We start from the raw sequence: 18,347 nt of genomic DNA, 5'->3' as shown, positions 1-18,347 counted from the left end.
CCGCCGCGCGGGCAACTGTCCCAGTTTTCTGCGACAGACAGCGCGATGCTTCGATGTTCCAATCGACGCATCCGGTGCCTGATGCGGTCGCCCGTCCGGGCGATCCGCCGTTCGTTGAAAAGGGGGATCGCAGTGCAAGTTTCCGAATCGACCCGAGGCGACCATCGCGTTGCGGAGCGCCATTGTCCGGACGGCCGCTCGCTGCATCACGCATTCGGCCAGCGTGCGCGCGAATTCCCAACGCGCATCGCGGCGTCCGACGAGACGCGGCGGCTGACCTATGCGGAGCTGGACCATCTGGCGTCGGCGTTCGCGCGCGAGCTGCGTGAACGGGGCGTCGCGCGCGGCGCGCTCGTCGGCCTCTACATGACGCGCGGCGTCGACATGCTCGTCGCGCTGCTCGGCATCCTGAAGGCGGGCGGCGCATATCTGCCGATCGATCCGGCCTATCCGCGCGAACGTGTCGCGCACGTCGTCGCGGACAGCGGCGTGGAAGTCGTCGTCTGCACGTCCGATACGCTCGAGCCGCTGCCCGGCGAGCACCAGGCGAACGTGCGCGCGCTCGCGATCGACGCGATGCTGCCCGCGCTCGCGGCGACGGCGCCCGAGGACGGCTACGTCGAACCGGAGTCGAGCCCGGACGATCTCGCCTATGTGATCTACACGTCGGGTTCGACCGGCAAGCCGAAGGGCGTGATGGTCGAGCATCGCAACGTGCTGCACCTGATCGAGCAAGCCCGCGCGTGGTTCGAATTCGACGCGTCCGACGTGTGGTCGCTGTTCCACTCGATCGGCTTCGACTTCTCGGTATGGGAAGTGTGGGGGGCGTGGCTAACCGGCGCGCAAGTCGCCGTCGTGCCGTTCCCGGTGTCGCGGGAACCGGCCGCGTTCCACCGCTGGCTCGCGCACCACCGCGTGACGATCCTCAACCAGACCCCGTCGGCGTTTCGGCAACTCGAAGCGGTCGATCGCGGCGCGTCGCTCCCGCTCGCGCTGCGCTACGTGATCTTCGGCGGCGAAGCGCTGCCGCCGTCGCTGGTCGCGCCGTGGATCGCGCGCCATGGCGACGCGCGTCCGCGGCTCATCAACATGTACGGCATCACCGAGACGACCGTGCACGTGTCGTTCAAGCGGATCACGCAACGCGACACGCAGGCGGCGGCGAGCCCGATCGGCGTGCCGCTGCCGCACCTGCGGCTGCACCTGCTCGACGAGCATGGGCGGCACGTTGCCGACGGCGCGACGGGCGAGATCTATGTCGCGGGCAAGGGCGTCGCGCGCGGCTATCGGAACCGGCCCGAACTGACCGCGGCGCGCTTTGTGCAGTTGCGCTGCCCGCAAACGGGCGAATCGGTGCGTGCGTACCGGACGGGCGACCTCGCGCGTCGTGGAGAGGACGGCGAATACGTGTACGTCGGCCGCGCCGACGAGCAGCTGAAGATTCGCGGCTTCCGGATCGAGCCCGGCGAGATCGAGGCGACGCTGATGCAGGACGGGTGGCTGGACGCGTGCCACGTGTGCGGCCACGACTATGGCGAAGGCGATTGCCGGCTCGTCGCGTACGTCGTGCCGGCGCACGACGCGCGGCGCGCGACCGACGCGACGATCGCCGGCCTGAAGGCGCGCGCGGCCGCGCATCTGCCGGATCACATGCGGCCGTCGGCCTACGTCGTGCTTGCCGCGCTGCCGCTGACCGCGCACGGCAAGACCGACAAGCGCGCGCTGCCCGCGCCGGAAACGGCGGCGTGGGCGCCGGCCGCGGAACCGGACGCAGGCGCGCCGCGCACCGACGAGCTGGCCGCCGTGCTGCAGGTGTGGCGCGAGCGGCTCGGGCTCAAGGGCATCGGGCCGGATGACGATTTCTTCGCGTTCGGCGGCACGTCGCTCGCGCTGATTCGTTCGTTCGTCGAACTGAAATCGACGTATGGCGTCGAGTTCGAGCTCGGCGCGCTCAAGCGCGGCGCGACGGCGGCGGCGCTCGCGGGCTTCATCCGGTCGCGTCGCGCCGATGCGCCTGCTCAAGCTTGCTGACGTGCGCGCGGCGTCGCGTGCGCCGCTCGTTGCGCTGCTCGTCGTCCTGCCCGGCTGCATGCTCGGGCCGGCCTACCGGCCGCCCGACGCAGCGTCGCTGAAGATCCCTGCCGCGTGGCGCGCGACGCTGCCGCACGACGGCAGCGTCGTCGCGCTCGCGCGCTGGTGGGGGCAGTTCGACGATCCGGCGCTGTCGTCGCTGATCGACGCGGCGCAGGCGGACAGCCCGACGATCGACGCGGCGCTCGCGCGGATGCGGCAGGCGCGGGCGAGCCGCGCGACCAGCGTGGCCGGCCTGCTGCCGAAACTCGACGGCATCGCGTCGTTCAACCGGTCGAACGCGAACACGCAGGCGGTGACGTCGAACGACGTGAGCCAGTCGACGTCGGTTCAGAGCGGCGAGCTCGACACGTCGCGCGCGGGCCTGCAGGCGTCGTGGGAACTCGATCTGTTCGGCAAGGCGCGGCGCGCTTTGCAGGCCGACGATGCGCGCGTCGAATCGCGCGTCGACGAATGGCATGACGCGCGCGTGAGCGTCGCGGCCGACGTGGCCGACGCGTATTTCCGCACGCGCGCATGCGAATCGCTCGTCACCGCGCAGGAGGACGAGCAGCGCTCGCGGAACGCGACGGACACGGTGACGCGGCAGCGCGTCGCGGCGGGCTTCCTGTCTCCGTCGGACGCGACGCTGCCGCAGGCGTCGCTGGCGGAAGGCGAAGACGTGCTGGCGCGCCAGCGCGCCGAGTGCGAGGCGGACCGCAACGAGCTCGTCGCGTTGACCGGCCTGGCACGCGATGCGCTCGACACGCGGCTCGCGGCGGGCTACGCGCGGGTGCCCGAGCCGCACGGCGGCGCGCTCGACGCGCTACCGGCGCGCACGATCGAGCAACGGCCCGACGTGCGCGCGTCGGAGCGCACGCTCGCCGCAGCCAATGCGGAGATCGGCGCGGCGATCGCGGCGCGCCTGCCGTCGGTGTCGCTGTCCGGCTCGATCGAGATCGACCGGTACCAGGCCGGCGGCGGGCAGTCCTTGACGCTGCGGCCGTGGATGTTCGGCCCGACGCTCACGGTGCCGCTGTTCGACGGCGGCAGCGGCGCGGCGCGCGTCGAAGGTGCGCGCGGGCGTTACGACGAGGCGCTCGCGAACTACAAACGAATGGTCAGGCAGGCGGTGATGGAAGTCGAAAACGCGTTGGTACGGGTCGATGCATCGGTCGGGCGGGAACGGGCCGCGCTCGTCGCGCAGGAGAACTACAAGCGCTACGCGCAGACCGTCGAGCGGCGGTTTCGCGTGGGCTCGAGCGACGTGCTCGAGGTCGAGACCGCGCGCCGGCAGTACGTGACGAGCCGGCAGTCGGTCGCGTCCGCGCGGCTCGAGCGCGCGCAGGCCTGGGTGGCGCTGTACCGCGCGGTCGGCGGCGGCTGGCAGGAGGGGAGCGCGGCGGGCGACGGGCAGGCCCGGACGGATGCGGCAAGCGGTGCGCAGGCGGCGACGGATATGCACGCTGCGAACGACGCGCCGGCGGCGAGCGGCACGCGGATCGTGAGCGAGGCGGCGCGATGAACGGCGGGCACACCACGCGCACGGCGCGGTGCGCGGCGGGACTGGCCATCGTTGCCGCGATGCTCGCGGGCGGGTGCGGGCCGTCGCAGCCGTCCGCGCCGTCGGCCGATTCGGCCGCGAACCCGCGCACGAGTCAGACCGCGAACGCGACCACGAACCCGGCCGCGCCCCGCACCGGCGATGCCGCCACCGCCGGCCACGCCGCGCTCGGCGTGACCGTCGTCGCGCCCGAAGTACGGGACTGGGAGACGCGCGAGCAGGCGAGCGGCGCCATTGCCGCCTATGACGAGATCGAACTGACGGCGCCTGGCGAGCTGCCGCTCGCGACCGTCGACGCGCGTGTCGGCGACCGGGTCCGCAAAGGGCAGGTGCTGGCGCGGTTCGACACGGCCGGCCTCGCGGTGAAGCGTGCCGACGCCGACGCGGCCGTCGCCGAGGCGAATGCGCGGCTCGCGCAGGCGAGCGCGCAGCTCGACGGCGCCAGGACGCTCGACGAAACCGGCTCGATCAGCCGGCAGGAACTGATCAAGGCGCAAACGCAGCAGAAGGTGAGCGTCGCCCAGATGGCCGGCGCACGCGCGCGTCTCGCGGGCGTCGAGCTGCAGCTGCGCCGCGCGATCGTGCGGGCGCCCGACGATGGCGTGATCGCGGCCAGCAAGGCGATCGAGGGCGCGGTGCCCGCCGCCGGCGCGACGCTGTTCACGCTGATCCGCGGCGGCCGGCTCGAATGGCGTGCGCAGCTGGGCGCGAGCGCGCTCGTCGCGGTCCGCCCGGGGCAGGCCGTCGAACTCGCACGCGCGGACGGCGGCACCGCGCGCGGCGTCGTGCGCCAGGTGGCGCCCGTGCTCGACAAGGCGACGCTCGCGGGCATCGTCTACGTCGACCTGCCGGCGGACGCCGGCTTGCAGGCGGGCGGCTTCGCGTCCGGCGCGATCGTGACGGGGCGCACGCGCGCGCTCACGCTGCCCGAGGCGGCGGTGGTCGCGCGCGACGGCTTTCATTACGCGTGGACGGTCGACGCGCGCCAGCGCGTCCACCCGGTCAAGCTGGTGCGCGGCCGCGCGCAGGACGGGCGCGTCGAGGTGCTCGCGGGCTTGCGGCCGGATGCGCGCGTCGTCGCGTCGGGTGCGGGCCTGCTCGACGAAGGCGACGCGGTGACGATCGTCGCGGGGGGCGACGCCGCCGCGCATGGCGCGCCGGTCGCCGCAAGCGCGCCCGCATCCGCATCAGCATCCGTGCGCGTCGCGGGAAACGAGGGCACGCCGTGAACTTTCTTGAATGGTCGGTGCGCCGGCCGCTGCCGACGATCCTGCTGTTCGCGCTGCTGTGCATCGGCGGCGCGCTCGGCTTTCGCGCGTTGCCGGTCGCCGAGCTGCCGAGCGTCGATGCGCCCGTCATCGCGATCGACGCGAGCCTGCCCAGCGCGACGCCGTCGCAGCTCGAGCGCGACGTGACGCGACCGATCGAGCAGGGTGTGGCCGGGCTCGGCGCGGTCAAGCGCGTGCTGTCGCGCGTGACGGATGGCCGCTCGCACACGACGGTCCAGTTCGCGCTCGAGGCCGATCCGCGCGACGCGCTCGAGCGCGTGCGCGCTGCCGTCGGCCGCGTGCGCGGCCGGCTGCCGCCGGACCTGCCGGAGCCGATCGTCGCGCAAGAGCGCATCGAGCGCGTGCTGCTCGTCTATGCGGTGTCGTCGACGCGGCTCGATCCGGTGGATCTGTCGTGGTTCGTCGATTCGACGCTCGCCAAGGCGCTGCTCGCGGTGCCGGGCGTTGCTCGGGTCGTGCGGCAGGGCGGCGTGGACCGGCAGATCGACGTCGCGTTGAATCCCGTCGCGCTGCAGGGGTTGCGCATCGATGCGGGCGACGTCGCGAAGCAGGTGCGTGCGCGGCTCGCGGATGCGCCTGCCGCGCGCGTCGATATCGACGGCCGCGCGCAGTCGGTGCGGATGGCGCAGGCGGCCGCGGGCGTCGCGGCGCTCGGCGCGTTCGACCTGGCGCTGGGCGACGGCCGGCGCGCGACGCTCGCCGATCTCGCGACGATCCGCGACGCGACCGCGAGCCCGACGCAGGACGCGCGCCTCGACGGCCGGCCGGTGGTCGGCGTGCAGGTGATGCAGGCACCGGGCGCGGACGAAGTGCGTGTCGCGCAGGGCGTGCGCGACGCGATCGAACGGCTGCGGCGCGCGCACCCGGGCGTCGAGGTGCGCGGCGTGGCGGACTACGTCGAGCCGATCCAGCGCGTGTTCGACGGCGCGATGTCCGCGCTGTACGAAGGCTGCGTGCTCGCCGTCGTGATCGTGTGGCTGTTCCTGCGTGACTGGCGCGCGACGCTCGTGTCGGCGTCGGCGCTGCCGCTGTCGATTCTGCCCGCGTTTCTCGCGATGGCGTGGTTCGGCTTCTCGCTCAACCAGCTCACGATGCTCGCGCTGATTCTCGTGATCGGCGTGCTCGTCGACGACGCGATCGTCGAAGTCGAGAACATCGCGCGCCACCTCGGCGACGGCAAGCCGCCGCGCGTCGCCGCGCTCGACGGCGCGCGCGAAATCGGCGTCGCGGTGATCGCGACGTCGCTCACGCTCGTCGCGGTGTTCCTGCCGACCGCGTTCATGAACGGCGCGATCGGCCGCTACTTCAAGCAGTTCGGCTGGACCGCGGCGGCGGCCGTGCTCGCGTCGCTGGCGGTTGCGCGGATGCTCACGCCGATGATGGCCGCGTACTGGCTGCGCCGCGCCGCGCCGCCGCACGACGACGGTCGGGTGATGCGCGGCTATCTCGCGTGCGTGCGGTGGTGCGTCGCGCGGCCGTGGCGCTGCCTGCTGGTCGGCGCGGCGTTCGTCTGCGCGTCGGTAGTGGCGCTCGCGGCGCTGCCGAAGGCGTTCCTGCCGGCGCAAGATCGCGCGGAGATCGTCGTCGGCGTGCAGGCGCCGCCCGGCAGCGATCTCGATGCGACGCGCGTCGCCGTTGAGGCCGCACGGCGCGCAGCCGTGGGCGTGGCCGAGATCGCGTCGGTGTACGCGACGATCGGCGAGCGCGGCGCGGCGGGCGACGCGACCGATTCGGCCGTGCTGACGTTCGCGCTGACGCCGCCCGCGTCGCGCGCGCGCTCGCAGGCGCAGGTCGAGGCCGAGCTGGCGCGCCGCTTCGCCGCGGTGCCGGGCGTGCGCTTCACGGTCGGCGACAAGCAGACGGACAAGGTGGTGTCGATCGTGCTGTCGAGCCGCGACGGCGGCCTGCTCGACGACATCGCGCGCCGCGTCGAGCGGGCGCTGCGCGCGGCGCCCGGGCTCGGCGCGGTCGCATCGACGGCGGCTTCGCGCCGGCCGGCGCTCGCGGTCGTGCTCGACGGGCCGCGCGCCGCCGCGCTCGGGGTCACGCGCGAAGCGGCGGCGGACGCGCTGCGGGTGGCGACCGCGGGCGATGCGCCCGAGCGCCTGCCGCGGCTCGACGTCGGCGGCAGGCAGGTGCCGGTGCGCGTGCATGCGGCGGACGGCGCCGGCGACTGGCTGTCCCGGCTGCCGGTGCCGGGGCGCGACGGCAGCGTGCCGCTGGCGAGCGTCGCGCGGCTCGTCGAAGACAGCGAGCCCGCGCAGATCGATCGTCGCGACGGCGAGCGCTATGTGACGCTCGACGTCGGGATCGCCGACCGCCCGCTCGGCGACGTGATCGCGCAGGTCGACCGGCTGCCGGCGCTGCGCGACCTGCCGGCCGGCGTGCGGCGCAGCGCAAGCGGCGACGCGGAATCGCTCGACGAGCTGTTCGGCGGCTTCTATTACGCGATGCTGTTCGGCCTCGCGTGCGTGTACGGCATCCTCGTGCTGCTGTTCGGCGGCTTCGTGCTGCCGGCGACGGTGCTGGTCGCGCTGCCGCTGTCGCTCGGCGGCGCGGCCGCGATGCTCGCGCTGAGCGGGCTCAGCCTGTCGCTGGCGTCGCTCGTCGGCCTGCTGATGCTGATGGGCCTGTGCACGAAGAACTCGATCCTGCTCGTGCAGTACGTGCTCGTCGCGCGCGAACGGCAGCGGCTGTCGCGCGTCGACGCGATCGTCGACGCCTGCCGCAAGCGCGCGCGGCCGATCGCGATGACGACGTTCGCGATGATGGGCGGGCTGCTGCCGCTCGCGTTCGATGCGCAGGGCGACGTGTTCCGTTCCGCGATGGCGATCACCGTGATCGGCGGCCTCGTTACGTCGACCGCGCTGAGCCTGCTGCTCGTGCCCGTCGCGTTCGTACTGCTCGATGCGCTGCAGGCGCGGCTCGCACGGCGGCTTGCGTCGCGCGCGGGCGACACGGCGCATGACGAGGGTCGCGAGGGCCCGGACGAGCGCGGCGCGGCCGCCGAACGCGCCCGCGAGGCGGTCGATTGCTGAATCGCTGTTTCTGCGTGGCGGAATCATTCAATCCAGCGGCGAGGACATCGTGAACCATCCGATCCCGAAAACGCTTCATCAGATCTGGTATCAAGGCGAGCATCTGCTGCCGGGCAAGTACCGTCGCTACCGCGCGTCGTGGCAACGGCATCATCCGGACTGGACGCTGCGCGTGTGGGATGCGGGCACGCTGCGCGCGCACGTCGCCCGCCACCAGCGCTGGTTCCTGCCGCGCTACGATGCGTTCGCGCACGACATCCAGCGCATCGACAGCGCGCGCTACTGCGTGCTCGACACGTTCGGCGGCGTATATGCCGACATGGATATCGAAAGCCTGCGGCCCGTCGATGCGCTGCTCGACGGCCGTGCCCTCGTGCTGTCGGCCACGCGCGGCTTTAACAACGCGCTGATCGGCAGCGCGCCCGGCCATCCGCTGTGGCACACCGTGCTCGACGCGCTGCGCGACGGCGCGACCGCGCAGCTCGACGACCTGCCGGCGCGCCTGCGCGCGAGCGCGGCGGCGCAGATCGCGGCGACGACGGGGCCGCGCTTCTTCACGATGTGCATCGAGCGCAGCGGCGTGGCCGCCTGGCCGTCGACGCTGTGCTGCCCCGGCCACGTGTTCGAGCCCGATGGGCCGTCCGCGCAGGCGGCGGCCGACGCGGGCGCGTACGCCCGTCACGACATGGACCTGAACTGGCAGCCGCCGCACGTGCGACTGCTGTCGCGGTTGACGCGCGCGCTGTTCGCCGCGCAGGCCAGGGTGCGCGGCGCGCGGCGCTGACCGCGCGGACGCGGCCGGCGGCGCGCCGCCGCGGGTTCGCTCAGTAGGTATGGACCTCGGCGGGGAACGTGACGGTGCGCGACGGATCGCGCTTGAAATCGAACAGCAGCACGACCCGCGTTTTCGTGCCGCGATTCCATGCTTCGTGCTCGGTGGTGTCGTCGAACACGAGACACGATCCCGCGCTCCAGCCGCGCACGTCCGGGCCGACGCGGATCGCGCAGTTCTCGGACGGCTTCAGGCCGATATGGCAGCGCAGCACCTCGTTCGTGTAGCCGTAGTGCGGGCCGATGTAGGTGCCCGGCGCGAGCGACGAGAAGCCGGCGTTCACTAGGCCGGGCACCGTTTCGAGCAGGCGCGCCGTCTCCGGGCACAGCAGGCAGTTCTGCTCGACGCGCTGCTCGAGCTTGAACAGCGGAAAGACTGTCCAGTTGCCATCGTAGATGTTCGTCTCGGGCCACTTCATGAAGGCGGCCTGCGCGAGCCCGTCGAGCTCGTGCAGGATGGTTTCCCAGCCCTGTGCGACAGCTTGAAGCGCAGGGAACCGCTCGGGCGGAAAGAACATGGGCGTTGCTCCTCGGCGTTGAAAAATGCGTGAAAGGATCAGCTTGCGTCGTTGCGTGGCGCGGGGCATACGCGGGCGGCGTCGAGCGCCGCGTCGATGCGCGCGGCGATCGCGGCGGCGAGCGGGGCCAGGTGCGCGTCGCGCACCATGCTCAGGTGGTCGCCCGCCGCGCGATGGAGCGAGACGCCCGCCGCCGTGTGCGCCGCCCAGCCGAGATCCGCGCCGCCGCCGGCCGGGTGCGCGCCGCCGTCGCTGACCCAGACGGCGACCGGCACGCCGATCGGCGTGGGCGCCGGGAGGTTCGCGAGCGCCTTGTCGGCGGCGAGGTTCGCGCGGTACACGTCGATCATCCGCGCGATCCGGCTCGCGAGCACGTCGGGCGGCACGACGCCGCTCGCCTTGAGCCGTTCGGCGAATGCGCCGATCCGCTCGGCGTGCGTGAGCGGCGCGAGCGCGGCCGCGTCGATCCGCAGGTCGCGGCCGAGCGATTCGGCGAGCGCGGTCGTCATGTATTCGAGCAGGCCCGGCTCGTCGGCGGGCAGCTGCGCGGCGAAGGCGGTGTCGCTCGCGGGCGGCGCGTCGAGCGCGATGACGAGGCACGGCGGCGTGCCGTCGCGTTCGAGCTCGCGCGCGACCCACGCGGCGACGCTCGCTCCCCACGAATAGCCGACGAGGACGAGCGGCGCCTGGGTCGCGCCCGCATCGGCGAGCGTGCGTGCATGCGCGGCGGCGATCGCGCCGACGTCGGCGAGCGGCGTCGTGTGTTCGTCGAGCCCGGCCGCCTGCAACCCGAGCACGCGATAGCGCGCGCCGAGCGCGGCGGCGAGCGGCACGAGCGACACGACGAGCCCGGAAATGTCGGGCAGCAGTGCAATCGTCGCGCGGTGTGCATGCGTGTCGCCGCCGAGCGGGATCACCGCGGCGCCGGACGCGATGTCCGCGCGCACGGGCGTCGCGTGCGACGCATGCACGGCGCGATCGACGGCCGCGGCGAGCGCCGCGACGCCCGCGTGCGAAAACAGCGTGGCGAGCGGCAGCGCGACGCCGAAGCGGCGCTCGATCTGCGCGGCCAGCTTGACGGCGAGCAGCGAATCGCCGCCGAGCGTGAAGAAGTCCGCGTGCAGCGAGTCGACCGGGCGGCCGAGCATGTCCTCCCACAGCGCGCGCAGCGCGGCCTCGGTCGGGTTGCCGGCTTCGTCCCGGGCAGCGGCGCGCGACTGCTCGGGCGCGGGCAGGCGGTCGCGGTCGAGCTTGCCGTTCGCGTTGACGGGCAGTGCGTCGATCGCGAGCACCCGCGCCGGCACGATGGCGGCGGGCAGGTGCGCGGCGAGATGCGCACGCAATATTTCAGTTGCGTCGTGCGTGCCGGCGTCGTCCGTCAGCACCGCATAGGCGATCAGCTCCTGGCGGTCGTCGTCGTGCGCGACGACGCGCGCGGCCGCCTGCCGGACCCACGGATGCGACGCGAGGCATGCGTCGATCTCGGTCAGCTCGACGCGGATGCCGCGCAGCTTGACCTGGGCATCGCGCCGGCCGACGAAGTCGAGCGTGCCGTCGCGCCGCCAGCGGACCCGGTCGCCGGTGCGGTACAGCCGTTCGCCGTGCGCGAACGGGTCCGGCACGAAGCGCGCGGCGGTGAGCCCGGGGCGGCCGAGGTAGCCGCGCGCGACGCCGGCGCCGCCGATGTAGAGCTCGCCTTCGACGCCGACGGGCACGAGTTCGCCGCGCGCGTCGAGCACGACGAGGCGGCTGCCGGCGATCGGCGCGCCGATCGGCGCGGCGCCGGCCGGCGTGCGGCTCACGAACTGCACGCTGGCCCAGACGGTCGCCTCGGTCGGGCCGTATTCGTTCGCGAGCAGGCACGCGGGGCCGTGCCGGTAGTGTGCGTCGACGACGTTCGCGGTCAGCGTCTCGCCCGCGAGCACCACGACTTCGAGCGGCGCGAGCGCCGCCGCGCACAGGTCCACCGCGAGCTTGTACAGCGACGGCACGCCGAGCCAGCCCGCGACGCGGCCGCGCTCGACCACGGCGGCGAGCGCACGCGGGTCGCGCGCGCCGTCGGCATCGGGAAGGTGCAGCGTGCCGCCGCTCGCGAGCATCCAGAACAGCGTCGCGATCGAGCTGTCGAACGCGAGCGACGGCACGAGCAGCATGCTCGCCACGCGCGGGTATGCGGCGAGCCGCGCCGCCGTCGACGCGGCGAGGCTGCGATGGCTGATCGCGACGCCCTTCGGCACGCCGGTCGAGCCGGATGTGAAGAGGGCGTAGGCCAGCGCGTCCGGATGCACCGGCGCATCGACGGGCGATGCGTCGCGCATGGCGATGTCGGCCGCGTCGCGATCGACGAGCACCACCGCGCGGGCCGCGTCGGCAAAGCGTGGCGCGAGCGCGGCGCGCGTGATCACGAGCGCGGGCCGCGCCTCGCCGAGGATCGTCGCCGCGCGTGCGAGCGGCTGCTCCGGATCGACCGGCACGTACACGCCGCCCGCGCGCAGGATCGCGACGAGCGCGACGATGGCGTCGATCGAGCGTTCGAGCGCGACGGCGACGACGGTCTCCGCGCCGACGCCCAGCGCGCGCAACTGGCGCGCGAGCCGGTTCGCGGCGGCGTCGAGTTCGGCGTAGCCGAGCGTGCGATCGGCGGCGACGAGCGCCGGATGGTCGGGCGTGGCGCGCGCGTGGCGCGCGATGGCGTCGTGCACGAGCGGCGCGTCGAGCCGCGCCGCGCGCCGGTCGCCGAACGCGAGCAGTCGTGCGCGCGCCGCGTCGTCGAGGCCGTCGAGCCGTGCGAGCGGCGCGTCGGGCACGCGCGCGATCTCGGCGTACAGCCGGCGCAGCCGCGCGCCCAGCGCGTCGATCGTGTCGCGATCGAACAGGTCCGCATCGTATTGCCAGTCGAGCCGCAGTTGCCCGGACGACGTGTCCTCGTGCGCGAACAGGGTCAACTCGAACTGCGCGGCTGTCTCGTCGTCGTCGAACGCGTCGATCGCGAGCCCCGGCAGCCGCATCGCGTGCTGCGGCGCGCTCTGCAGCACCAGCATCGCCTGGAACAGCGGCGTGCGATCGAGCGTGCGCGCGTGGCCCGACGCAGCGACGATCGTCTCGAACGGCACGTCCTGCCATTCGAACGCGTCGAGCACGACATCGCGCAGCCGGGCGAGCGCATCGCGCGCGCTCGGCCCGCCGCGGAAGTCGCAGCGCAGCGGCAGCGTGTTCAGGAAGCAGCCGATCATGCGCTCGGCGTCGCGCGACGGCCGCTGCGCGATCGGGCTGCCGATCACGACTTCATCCTGGCCCGCGTCGCGCGCGAGCAGCCACGCGTAGCCCGCGAGCAACACGACGAACAGCGTCGTGTCGGCCTGCCGCGCGAGCGCGCGCAGCGCGGCCGTTTCGGTAGCGTCCAGCGTGAACGACACCTTGCCGCCCGCGTGGCTGCGCTGCACGCGCCGCGGGCGGTCGGTCGGGAGCGCGAGCGCTTCGGGCGCACCCGCGAGCCGCTGCCGCCAGCGCTCGAGCGCCGCGTCGAGGCGTGCGCCGGACGCCGCTGCGCGCTGGCGCGACGCGTAGTCGGCATAGCCGAACGGCAGCGGGTCGAGCGGCGCGTCGTGCGCATAGCCGTGCGCGAACTCGCGTGCGAACAGGCCGAGCGACCAGCCGTCGCAGACGATGTGATGCATCGCGACGACGAGCAGCGCGTCGTGCGCGCCGAGCGTCAGCAGGCCGACGCGCAGCGGCGGCGCGGCGGCGAGATCGAAGCGCTCGCGGGCGAAGCGCCGGGCGGCGTCGCGCACGGCCGCGTCGTCCGCGCCGGCGAGATCGACGACGCGCAGTTCGGGGCGCCAGTCGGCATGCACGCGCTGGCGCGGCGCGTCGTCTTCCAGCGCGAACGTCGTGCGCAGGCTGTCGTGGCGCGCGACGATCGCGTCGATCGCGCGCCGCGCGGCGGCGACGTCGAGCGGCCCGCGCAGGCGCAGCGCGGACGCGATGTGGTAGAGCGCGCTGTCGCCGCCCGCGAGGCGGTCGAGGAACCAGAAGCGTTGCTGCGCGAACGACAGCGGCGCGGCGGGGCCGGTGGTGGCGGGCGTTGCCGCGTTCGTGTTCGCGTTCGCGCGCGCAGGCGACGGTGAGGCGGCGCGCGCGCTTGCCGGTGACGCGCTCGGCCGTTCACCCGGCGGCTCGCTGCCCGGGGCGGCCGGCCGTTGCGCGCCGTCCGCTTCGACCGCATGCGCGGCCGCATCGATGGCCGCTGCAAGGCCCTGCACGGTCGGATGGTCGAAGATCGTCCGCAGCCGCAGGTCGATGCCGTGTTCGTCGCGCAGCCGCGCGGCCACCTGCGTCGCGAGCAGCGAATGGCCGCCGAGTTCGAAGAAGTGGCCGGCGCGGCCCACGCGCACGATGCCGAGCACTTCCGCATAGACCGATGCGACCACCCGCTCGGTCGCGGTCGCCGGGTCGCGCGTGTCGTCGGTTGCCGGCGCCGCGACGGCCGCCGCCTGCTGCGCGGACGGCAGGGCGGCGCGGTCGAGCTTGCCGTTCGTCGTGAGCGGCAGACGGTCGAGCAGCACCACGGCGGCCGGCACCATGTGCGCAGGCAGGCGCTTTTGCAGATGCGCGCGCAACGTGCGCGGCAGGTCGTCGGCCTGGCGGAACGGCACGTTGAAGAAGCGCAGCAGATCGTCGTCGGTGGAAAGCGGCGCGGCGCTCGTGCCGGGCGCCGCCGATGCGCCGGATGCGGCATCGAGCGGTCCGACGAACGCGTCGAACGCGCCGTACGCGTCATTCGGCGACCAGCGCAGCCGGCACGCCGCACCCGCCGCCGCCGCCGCCGCGTCGACGGCGGCGGGATCGACCGCGTCGGCGTGCGCGGTCGTCGCGACGTGCTCGGGCAGCGGCGCGCCGTCGTCGTCGGCGTCGAGCCACGCGACGAACGCATTCGCCTGCGCGACGCGGGCATTCGGAATCCGCCGGACGACGAGCCCCGCTTCGGCGCGCAGCGCGTCGCTGCACAGCGCGCGGAGATCGGCCACGGCCGCGGCGCCGGCGTCGCGCGGCGCGGCGCCCGCGATCGTCTCGCCGCCCGTCTTCGTGATGATCGCGTCGTAGCGGAACGACGCCAGTTCGTTGCCGCTCGCGAAGTGCTTCAGCCGCACGTCGACGTCGGTCACGTCGTCGCGCCGGCTGGCGAGCGCATCGAACAGCGCCGGATCGAACAGCAGCTCGGGCTCCTGCTCGACGAGCCGGTTCAATTGCGCGCGCAGCGTTGCGCGCTCGCGCGCGCCGTCCGTCCGGCGCAGCAGCTTCGTCGCGTGGAACTGGCGCAGCAGCGGCAGGCTGCGCAGGTCGCCGACGATCAGCCGGCCGCCCGGCGCGAGATGGTCGAGCGCGCGTTCGATGACGCGCAGCGCATACGCGGCGTCAGGAAAGTACTGCGCGACCGAGTTGATGACGATCGTGTCGAAATCGGCATCGAGGCCGTCGAGCGCGGCGGCCTCCCGCTCGACCAGTGTCACCGTGCGCAGCCCGCGCCGCTCGACGACGCGGCCGAGCCGCGCGATCGCTTGCGCGGAGAAGTCGAGCCCGACGAAGCGCTCGCACGACGCGGCGAGCGGCAGCAGCAGCATGCCGCTGCCGCAGCCGATCTCGAGCACGCGGCGCGGCGGCCGCTCGCGGATGCGCGCGAGCATTTCGTCGCGCCACATCCGCATCTCGTCGCGCGGGATCGGAGCGCCGTCGTAGCTGTCGGTCCAGCCGACGATGTCGAGCAGCTCGTCGTCGGCCGCGCCGGCGCTGTAGATCATGTCGAAGCTGTCGCGCCAGCCGGGCGCGGTGTCGGGCGCTGCTTGCCGCGTGCCGGCGCCGCTGTCGCCGTCGCGCGGCACCGCGTACGCGGCGAGCTGTGCGGCGTCGCCCGCGCCCGTCACGACGATCGCGCAATCTGCGACGGCCGGATGCTCGCGCAGCGCCGCGTCGATGTCGCCGAGCTCGATCCGGAACCCGCGCAGCTTGACCTGCTGGTCCGCACGGCCCCGGTATTCGAGCCGGCCGTGCGCGTCGATGCGGCCGAGGTCGCCGCTGCGGTAGAGCCGGTTGCCGGCGGCGTCGACGATGAAGCGCTCGGCCGTCAGCGCGTCGCGGCCGAGATAGCCGCGCGCCACGCCCGCGCCGCCTACCAGGATCTCGCCGACCATGCCGGGCGGCACCGGCTGCAGGTGCGGGTCGACGAGCCTGATCGTCATGTCCGGCAGCGGCTCGCCGATCAGGCTGCCGTTGCGCCCGCGTACATCGGCGAGCGTGATGCGCCGGTAGGTGACGTGCACGGTCGTCTCGGTGATGCCGTACATGTTGACGAGCACCGGCGCGTCGTCGCCGTGGCGGTCGATCCAGCCGCGCAGGCTCGACAGCTCCAGCGCCTCGCCGCCGAAGATCACGTGACGCAGCGCGAGCGCCGCCTCGCGGCCGTTGCGTTCCTCCTCGGCGATCAGCTGGCGGAACGCCGACGGCGTCTGGTTCAGCACGGTCACGCGCGCGTCGCACAGCAGGTCGTAGAACGCGTCGGCCGTGCGGCGCACCGCCTCGGGCACGATCACGAGCTCGCCGCCGTGCACGAGCGCGCCCCAGATCTCCCACACCGAGAAATCGAAGGCGCTCGAATGAAACAGCGTCCACACGTCGGTCTCGTCGAAGCCGAACAGGGGCGCCGTGGACGTGAAGAGCCGCGCGAGGTTATCGGCCGTCACGCACACGCCCTTCGGGCGGCCCGTCGAGCCCGACGTGAAGATCACGTACGCGAGCGCGTCGGGGTCGGGCGCGGGAAGCGGTCGCGGCGCGACGGGCGGCGCGCACGCGACGTCGTCGTCGATCGACCAGACCGCCGGGTTCGCGTGCGCGGCGGCGGGCAGCGTCGCCGCGAGCGCGCGCTCGGTGAGCACGACGGCGGGCCGCGCGTCTTCGAGCAGCGTCAGCACGCGCGCTTCCGGATAGCCGGGATCGAGCGGAACGTACGCGGCGCCCGCGCGCAGCACGGCGAGCATCGCGACGATCGTGTCGAAGCCGGGCCGGAACCACAGGCCGACGCGCGTGCCGGGGCCGAAGCCGGCGTCGACGAGCCGGTGCGCGAGCGCGTCGGCGCGTGCGTCGAGCGCGCCGTAATCGAGCGTCGCGTCGCCGAACCGCAGCGCGATGGCGTCGGGCCGGGCGAGCGCGTGCGCACGTACGCGCTCGTACACGGGCTCGAAGCGTGCATCGGGGCAGGCGGCGTGCGGCGCTTCGCCGGTCGCCGGCTCGCTCGACAGCGCGAGCCTCGACACCGGCAGATCGGGTGCTCGCGCCGCGTGTTCGAGCAGCGTGCCGAACTGCGCGGCCAGCCGCTCGACCGACGCGCGCTCGAACAGGTCCGCGTCGAACGACAGCGCGAGCGCAAGCCCGTCGCCGTCGCGCGCGAAGAACAGTTCGAGATCGAAGCGCGACGCTTCCTGCGCGACGATCGGCTCGACCGTCAGGCCGCCGAGCGCGAAGGTTGCGTCGGGCGCCTGGTCGAGCATCGTGACCGCGACCTGGAACAGCGGGTTGCGGCCCGCTTCGCGCGGTACGCGCAGCTCGTCGACGAGCTTGTCGTACGGCAGCGCCGCATGGCTCATCGCGTCGCGGATCACGGCCGTCTGTCGGCGCGTCAGCTCGCGCAGGCCAGGGTCGCCGGACAGGTCGCCGCGCAGCACGACCATGTTCGCGAAGAAGCCGACCAGCGCCTGTGTCTCGATGCGATCGCGCCCGGACACCGACGTGCCGATCACGACGTCGTCCTGTCTCGCATGTCGCGCAAGCAGCGCCATCAGGCCCGCGACGAGCACGGCGAACAGCGTCGTGCGCTCGTCGCGCGCGATGCGTTCGAGCGCCGCCACGGTGCCGGCGGGAATCGCGGCCGACAGCAGCCGCACGGCCGGCGCCGCGTAACGCCGCCGGACGGGGCGGGCGCCGCGCGCGCCGTCGAGCGGCAGCTCCAGCGGCGTGGCGCCCGCGAGCTGGGTGCGCCAGTACGCGCGCTCGCGCGCCCAGTCCTCGCCGCCCGCGCGCTGCCATGCGGCGAAGTCGCCATAAGTGATGCCGAGCGGCGGCAGCGCGTGCGGGCGGCCCGCGCGCCGCGCATCGTACAGCCCGATCAGCTCGCGCAGCAGGATGCTCATCGACGTCGCGTCGCCGAACAGATGATCGAGATGCATCAGCACCGCATGCTCGTGCGCCGACAGCCGCACGATGCGCAGCCGGAACGGGCGTCCGGCCGCGAGATCGAACGGCATCGCGAACAGCGCGCGCGCCGCGTCGACGAGCGTCGCGTGCCGCGCGGCGTCGGCGCGGCCGGTCCAGTCCTCGATCGCGAGGTCGGCGCTGCCGGGCGCGCACACGTGCTGCTCGGGCACGCCGTCGCGGATGCGGATCGCCGTGCGCAACGCGTCGTGGCGGCGCACCAGTTCGTCGACGCATTCGACGAACAGCGCCTCGTCGAGCGCGCCGCGCAGCCGGAACGCGCTGCCGATCGTGTAGCCGCTGCCGCTTTCGTTCAGCGCGTGCAGGAACCACAGGCGCTGCTGCGCGAACGACAGCGGCGCGGCCGCGCCGGGCGGCCTGCGCGGGATCGCGCGGTCGGGGGCCAGCGCGGCGACGTCGTCGCCCGCGAGGGATTTCAGCAGCGCAAGATCGAGATCGAAATCGAGATCAAGATCGGTTTCGTGGTTCATGAACGCTCCGTCGCTCTGTCGGTTTGGCATGGGGATCGGCAGGGCGGCGCTTACGACTGCGACTGCGCTTGTTCGAGGAAGCGCCGCAGGCTGAGCGGGCGCATGTCGGTCCACACCGCGTCGACGTACGCGATGCATTCGTCCTCGGTGCCGGTCTTGCCGGCTTCGCGCCAGCCGGCGGGCACAGGCCGGTAGGTCGGCCAGATCGAATACTGTTCTTCGTCGTTGATGACGACCGTGTAGACGGTGTCGTGATCGAGGTCTGCCATTTGTGTTCTCCTGGTTGAATCCAATAATCCGTTATC

The 18,347-nt window shown here is 73.5% G+C and carries 8 protein-coding genes; 5 read left to right on the top strand and 3 right to left on the bottom strand.

What is annotated here, in order from left to right:
- Positions 1-132: 132 nt before the first annotated feature.
- From HWX36_RS26270 to HWX36_RS26250, 5 genes are read left to right on the top strand one after another with little or no spacing between them, the layout of a single operon-like run.
- Positions 133-2,031, top strand: a complete 1,899-nt coding sequence (locus HWX36_RS26270; RefSeq protein ID WP_244136516.1) for an amino acid adenylation domain-containing protein — start codon at positions 133-135, stop codon at positions 2,029-2,031.
- Positions 2,009-3,595, top strand: coding sequence for an efflux transporter outer membrane subunit (locus HWX36_RS26265; RefSeq protein ID WP_175956081.1), 1,587 nt, complete (start codon positions 2,009-2,011; stop codon positions 3,593-3,595). The genes HWX36_RS26270 and HWX36_RS26265 overlap by 23 nt, the downstream gene beginning before the upstream one ends.
- Entirely contained in the window at positions 3,592-4,863 is a 1,272-nt protein-coding gene (locus tag HWX36_RS26260; RefSeq protein ID WP_175956079.1) for an efflux RND transporter periplasmic adaptor subunit, read from the top strand. Before HWX36_RS26265 ends, HWX36_RS26260 begins: the two co-directional genes overlap by 4 nt.
- Complete coding sequence (locus HWX36_RS26255) at positions 4,860-7,961, top strand: efflux RND transporter permease subunit (protein ID WP_175956076.1); 3,102 nt, start codon at positions 4,860-4,862, stop codon at positions 7,959-7,961. Before HWX36_RS26260 ends, HWX36_RS26255 begins: the two co-directional genes overlap by 4 nt.
- A 49-nt stretch (positions 7,962-8,010) precedes the next feature.
- Entirely contained in the window at positions 8,011-8,745 is a 735-nt protein-coding gene (locus HWX36_RS26250) for a glycosyltransferase (protein WP_244136515.1), read from the top strand.
- A gap of 40 nt (positions 8,746-8,785) precedes the next feature.
- Here HWX36_RS26250 and HWX36_RS26245 read toward each other — a convergent pair whose 3' ends face one another.
- From HWX36_RS26245 to HWX36_RS26235, 3 genes are read right to left on the bottom strand one after another with little or no spacing between them, the layout of a single operon-like run.
- The gene (locus HWX36_RS26245; protein ID WP_175956071.1) at positions 8,786-9,310 is read right to left on the bottom strand and encodes an aspartyl/asparaginyl beta-hydroxylase domain-containing protein; all 525 of its coding nucleotides are present in this window, start codon (positions 9,308-9,310) and stop codon (positions 8,786-8,788) included.
- Between the two features lie 38 nt (positions 9,311-9,348).
- Entirely contained in the window at positions 9,349-18,042 is an 8,694-nt protein-coding gene (locus tag HWX36_RS26240; protein ID WP_175956069.1) for a non-ribosomal peptide synthetase, read from the bottom strand.
- Between the two features lie 50 nt (positions 18,043-18,092).
- On the bottom strand, positions 18,093-18,311 hold the full coding sequence (locus HWX36_RS26235; protein WP_175956066.1) for an MbtH family protein: 219 nt from the start codon (positions 18,309-18,311) through the stop codon (positions 18,093-18,095).
- Between the last annotated feature and the right edge of the window lie 36 nt (positions 18,312-18,347).

It is taken from the genome of Burkholderia sp. BCC0405 (assembly GCF_902833075.1).
Taxonomy (GTDB): domain Bacteria; phylum Pseudomonadota; class Gammaproteobacteria; order Burkholderiales; family Burkholderiaceae; genus Burkholderia.
Note: the sequence above shows the minus strand (reverse complement) of the source record. Positions and strands in the feature narration are given on the sequence as shown.

Coding starts and splice junctions, on each gene's coding strand:
- HWX36_RS26260 (WP_175956079.1), top strand. CDS start 3,592: ATGAACGGCGGGCACACCACGCGCACGGCGCGGTGCGCGGCGGGACTG.
- HWX36_RS26245 (WP_175956071.1), bottom strand. CDS start 9,310: ATGTTCTTTCCGCCCGAGCGGTTCCCTGCGCTTCAAGCTGTCGCACAG.
- HWX36_RS26235 (WP_175956066.1), bottom strand. CDS start 18,311: ATGGCAGACCTCGATCACGACACCGTCTACACGGTCGTCATCAACGAC.
- HWX36_RS26240 (WP_175956069.1), bottom strand. CDS start 18,042: ATGAACCACGAAACCGATCTTGATCTCGATTTCGATCTCGATCTTGCG.
- HWX36_RS26265 (WP_175956081.1), top strand. CDS start 2,009: ATGCGCCTGCTCAAGCTTGCTGACGTGCGCGCGGCGTCGCGTGCGCCG.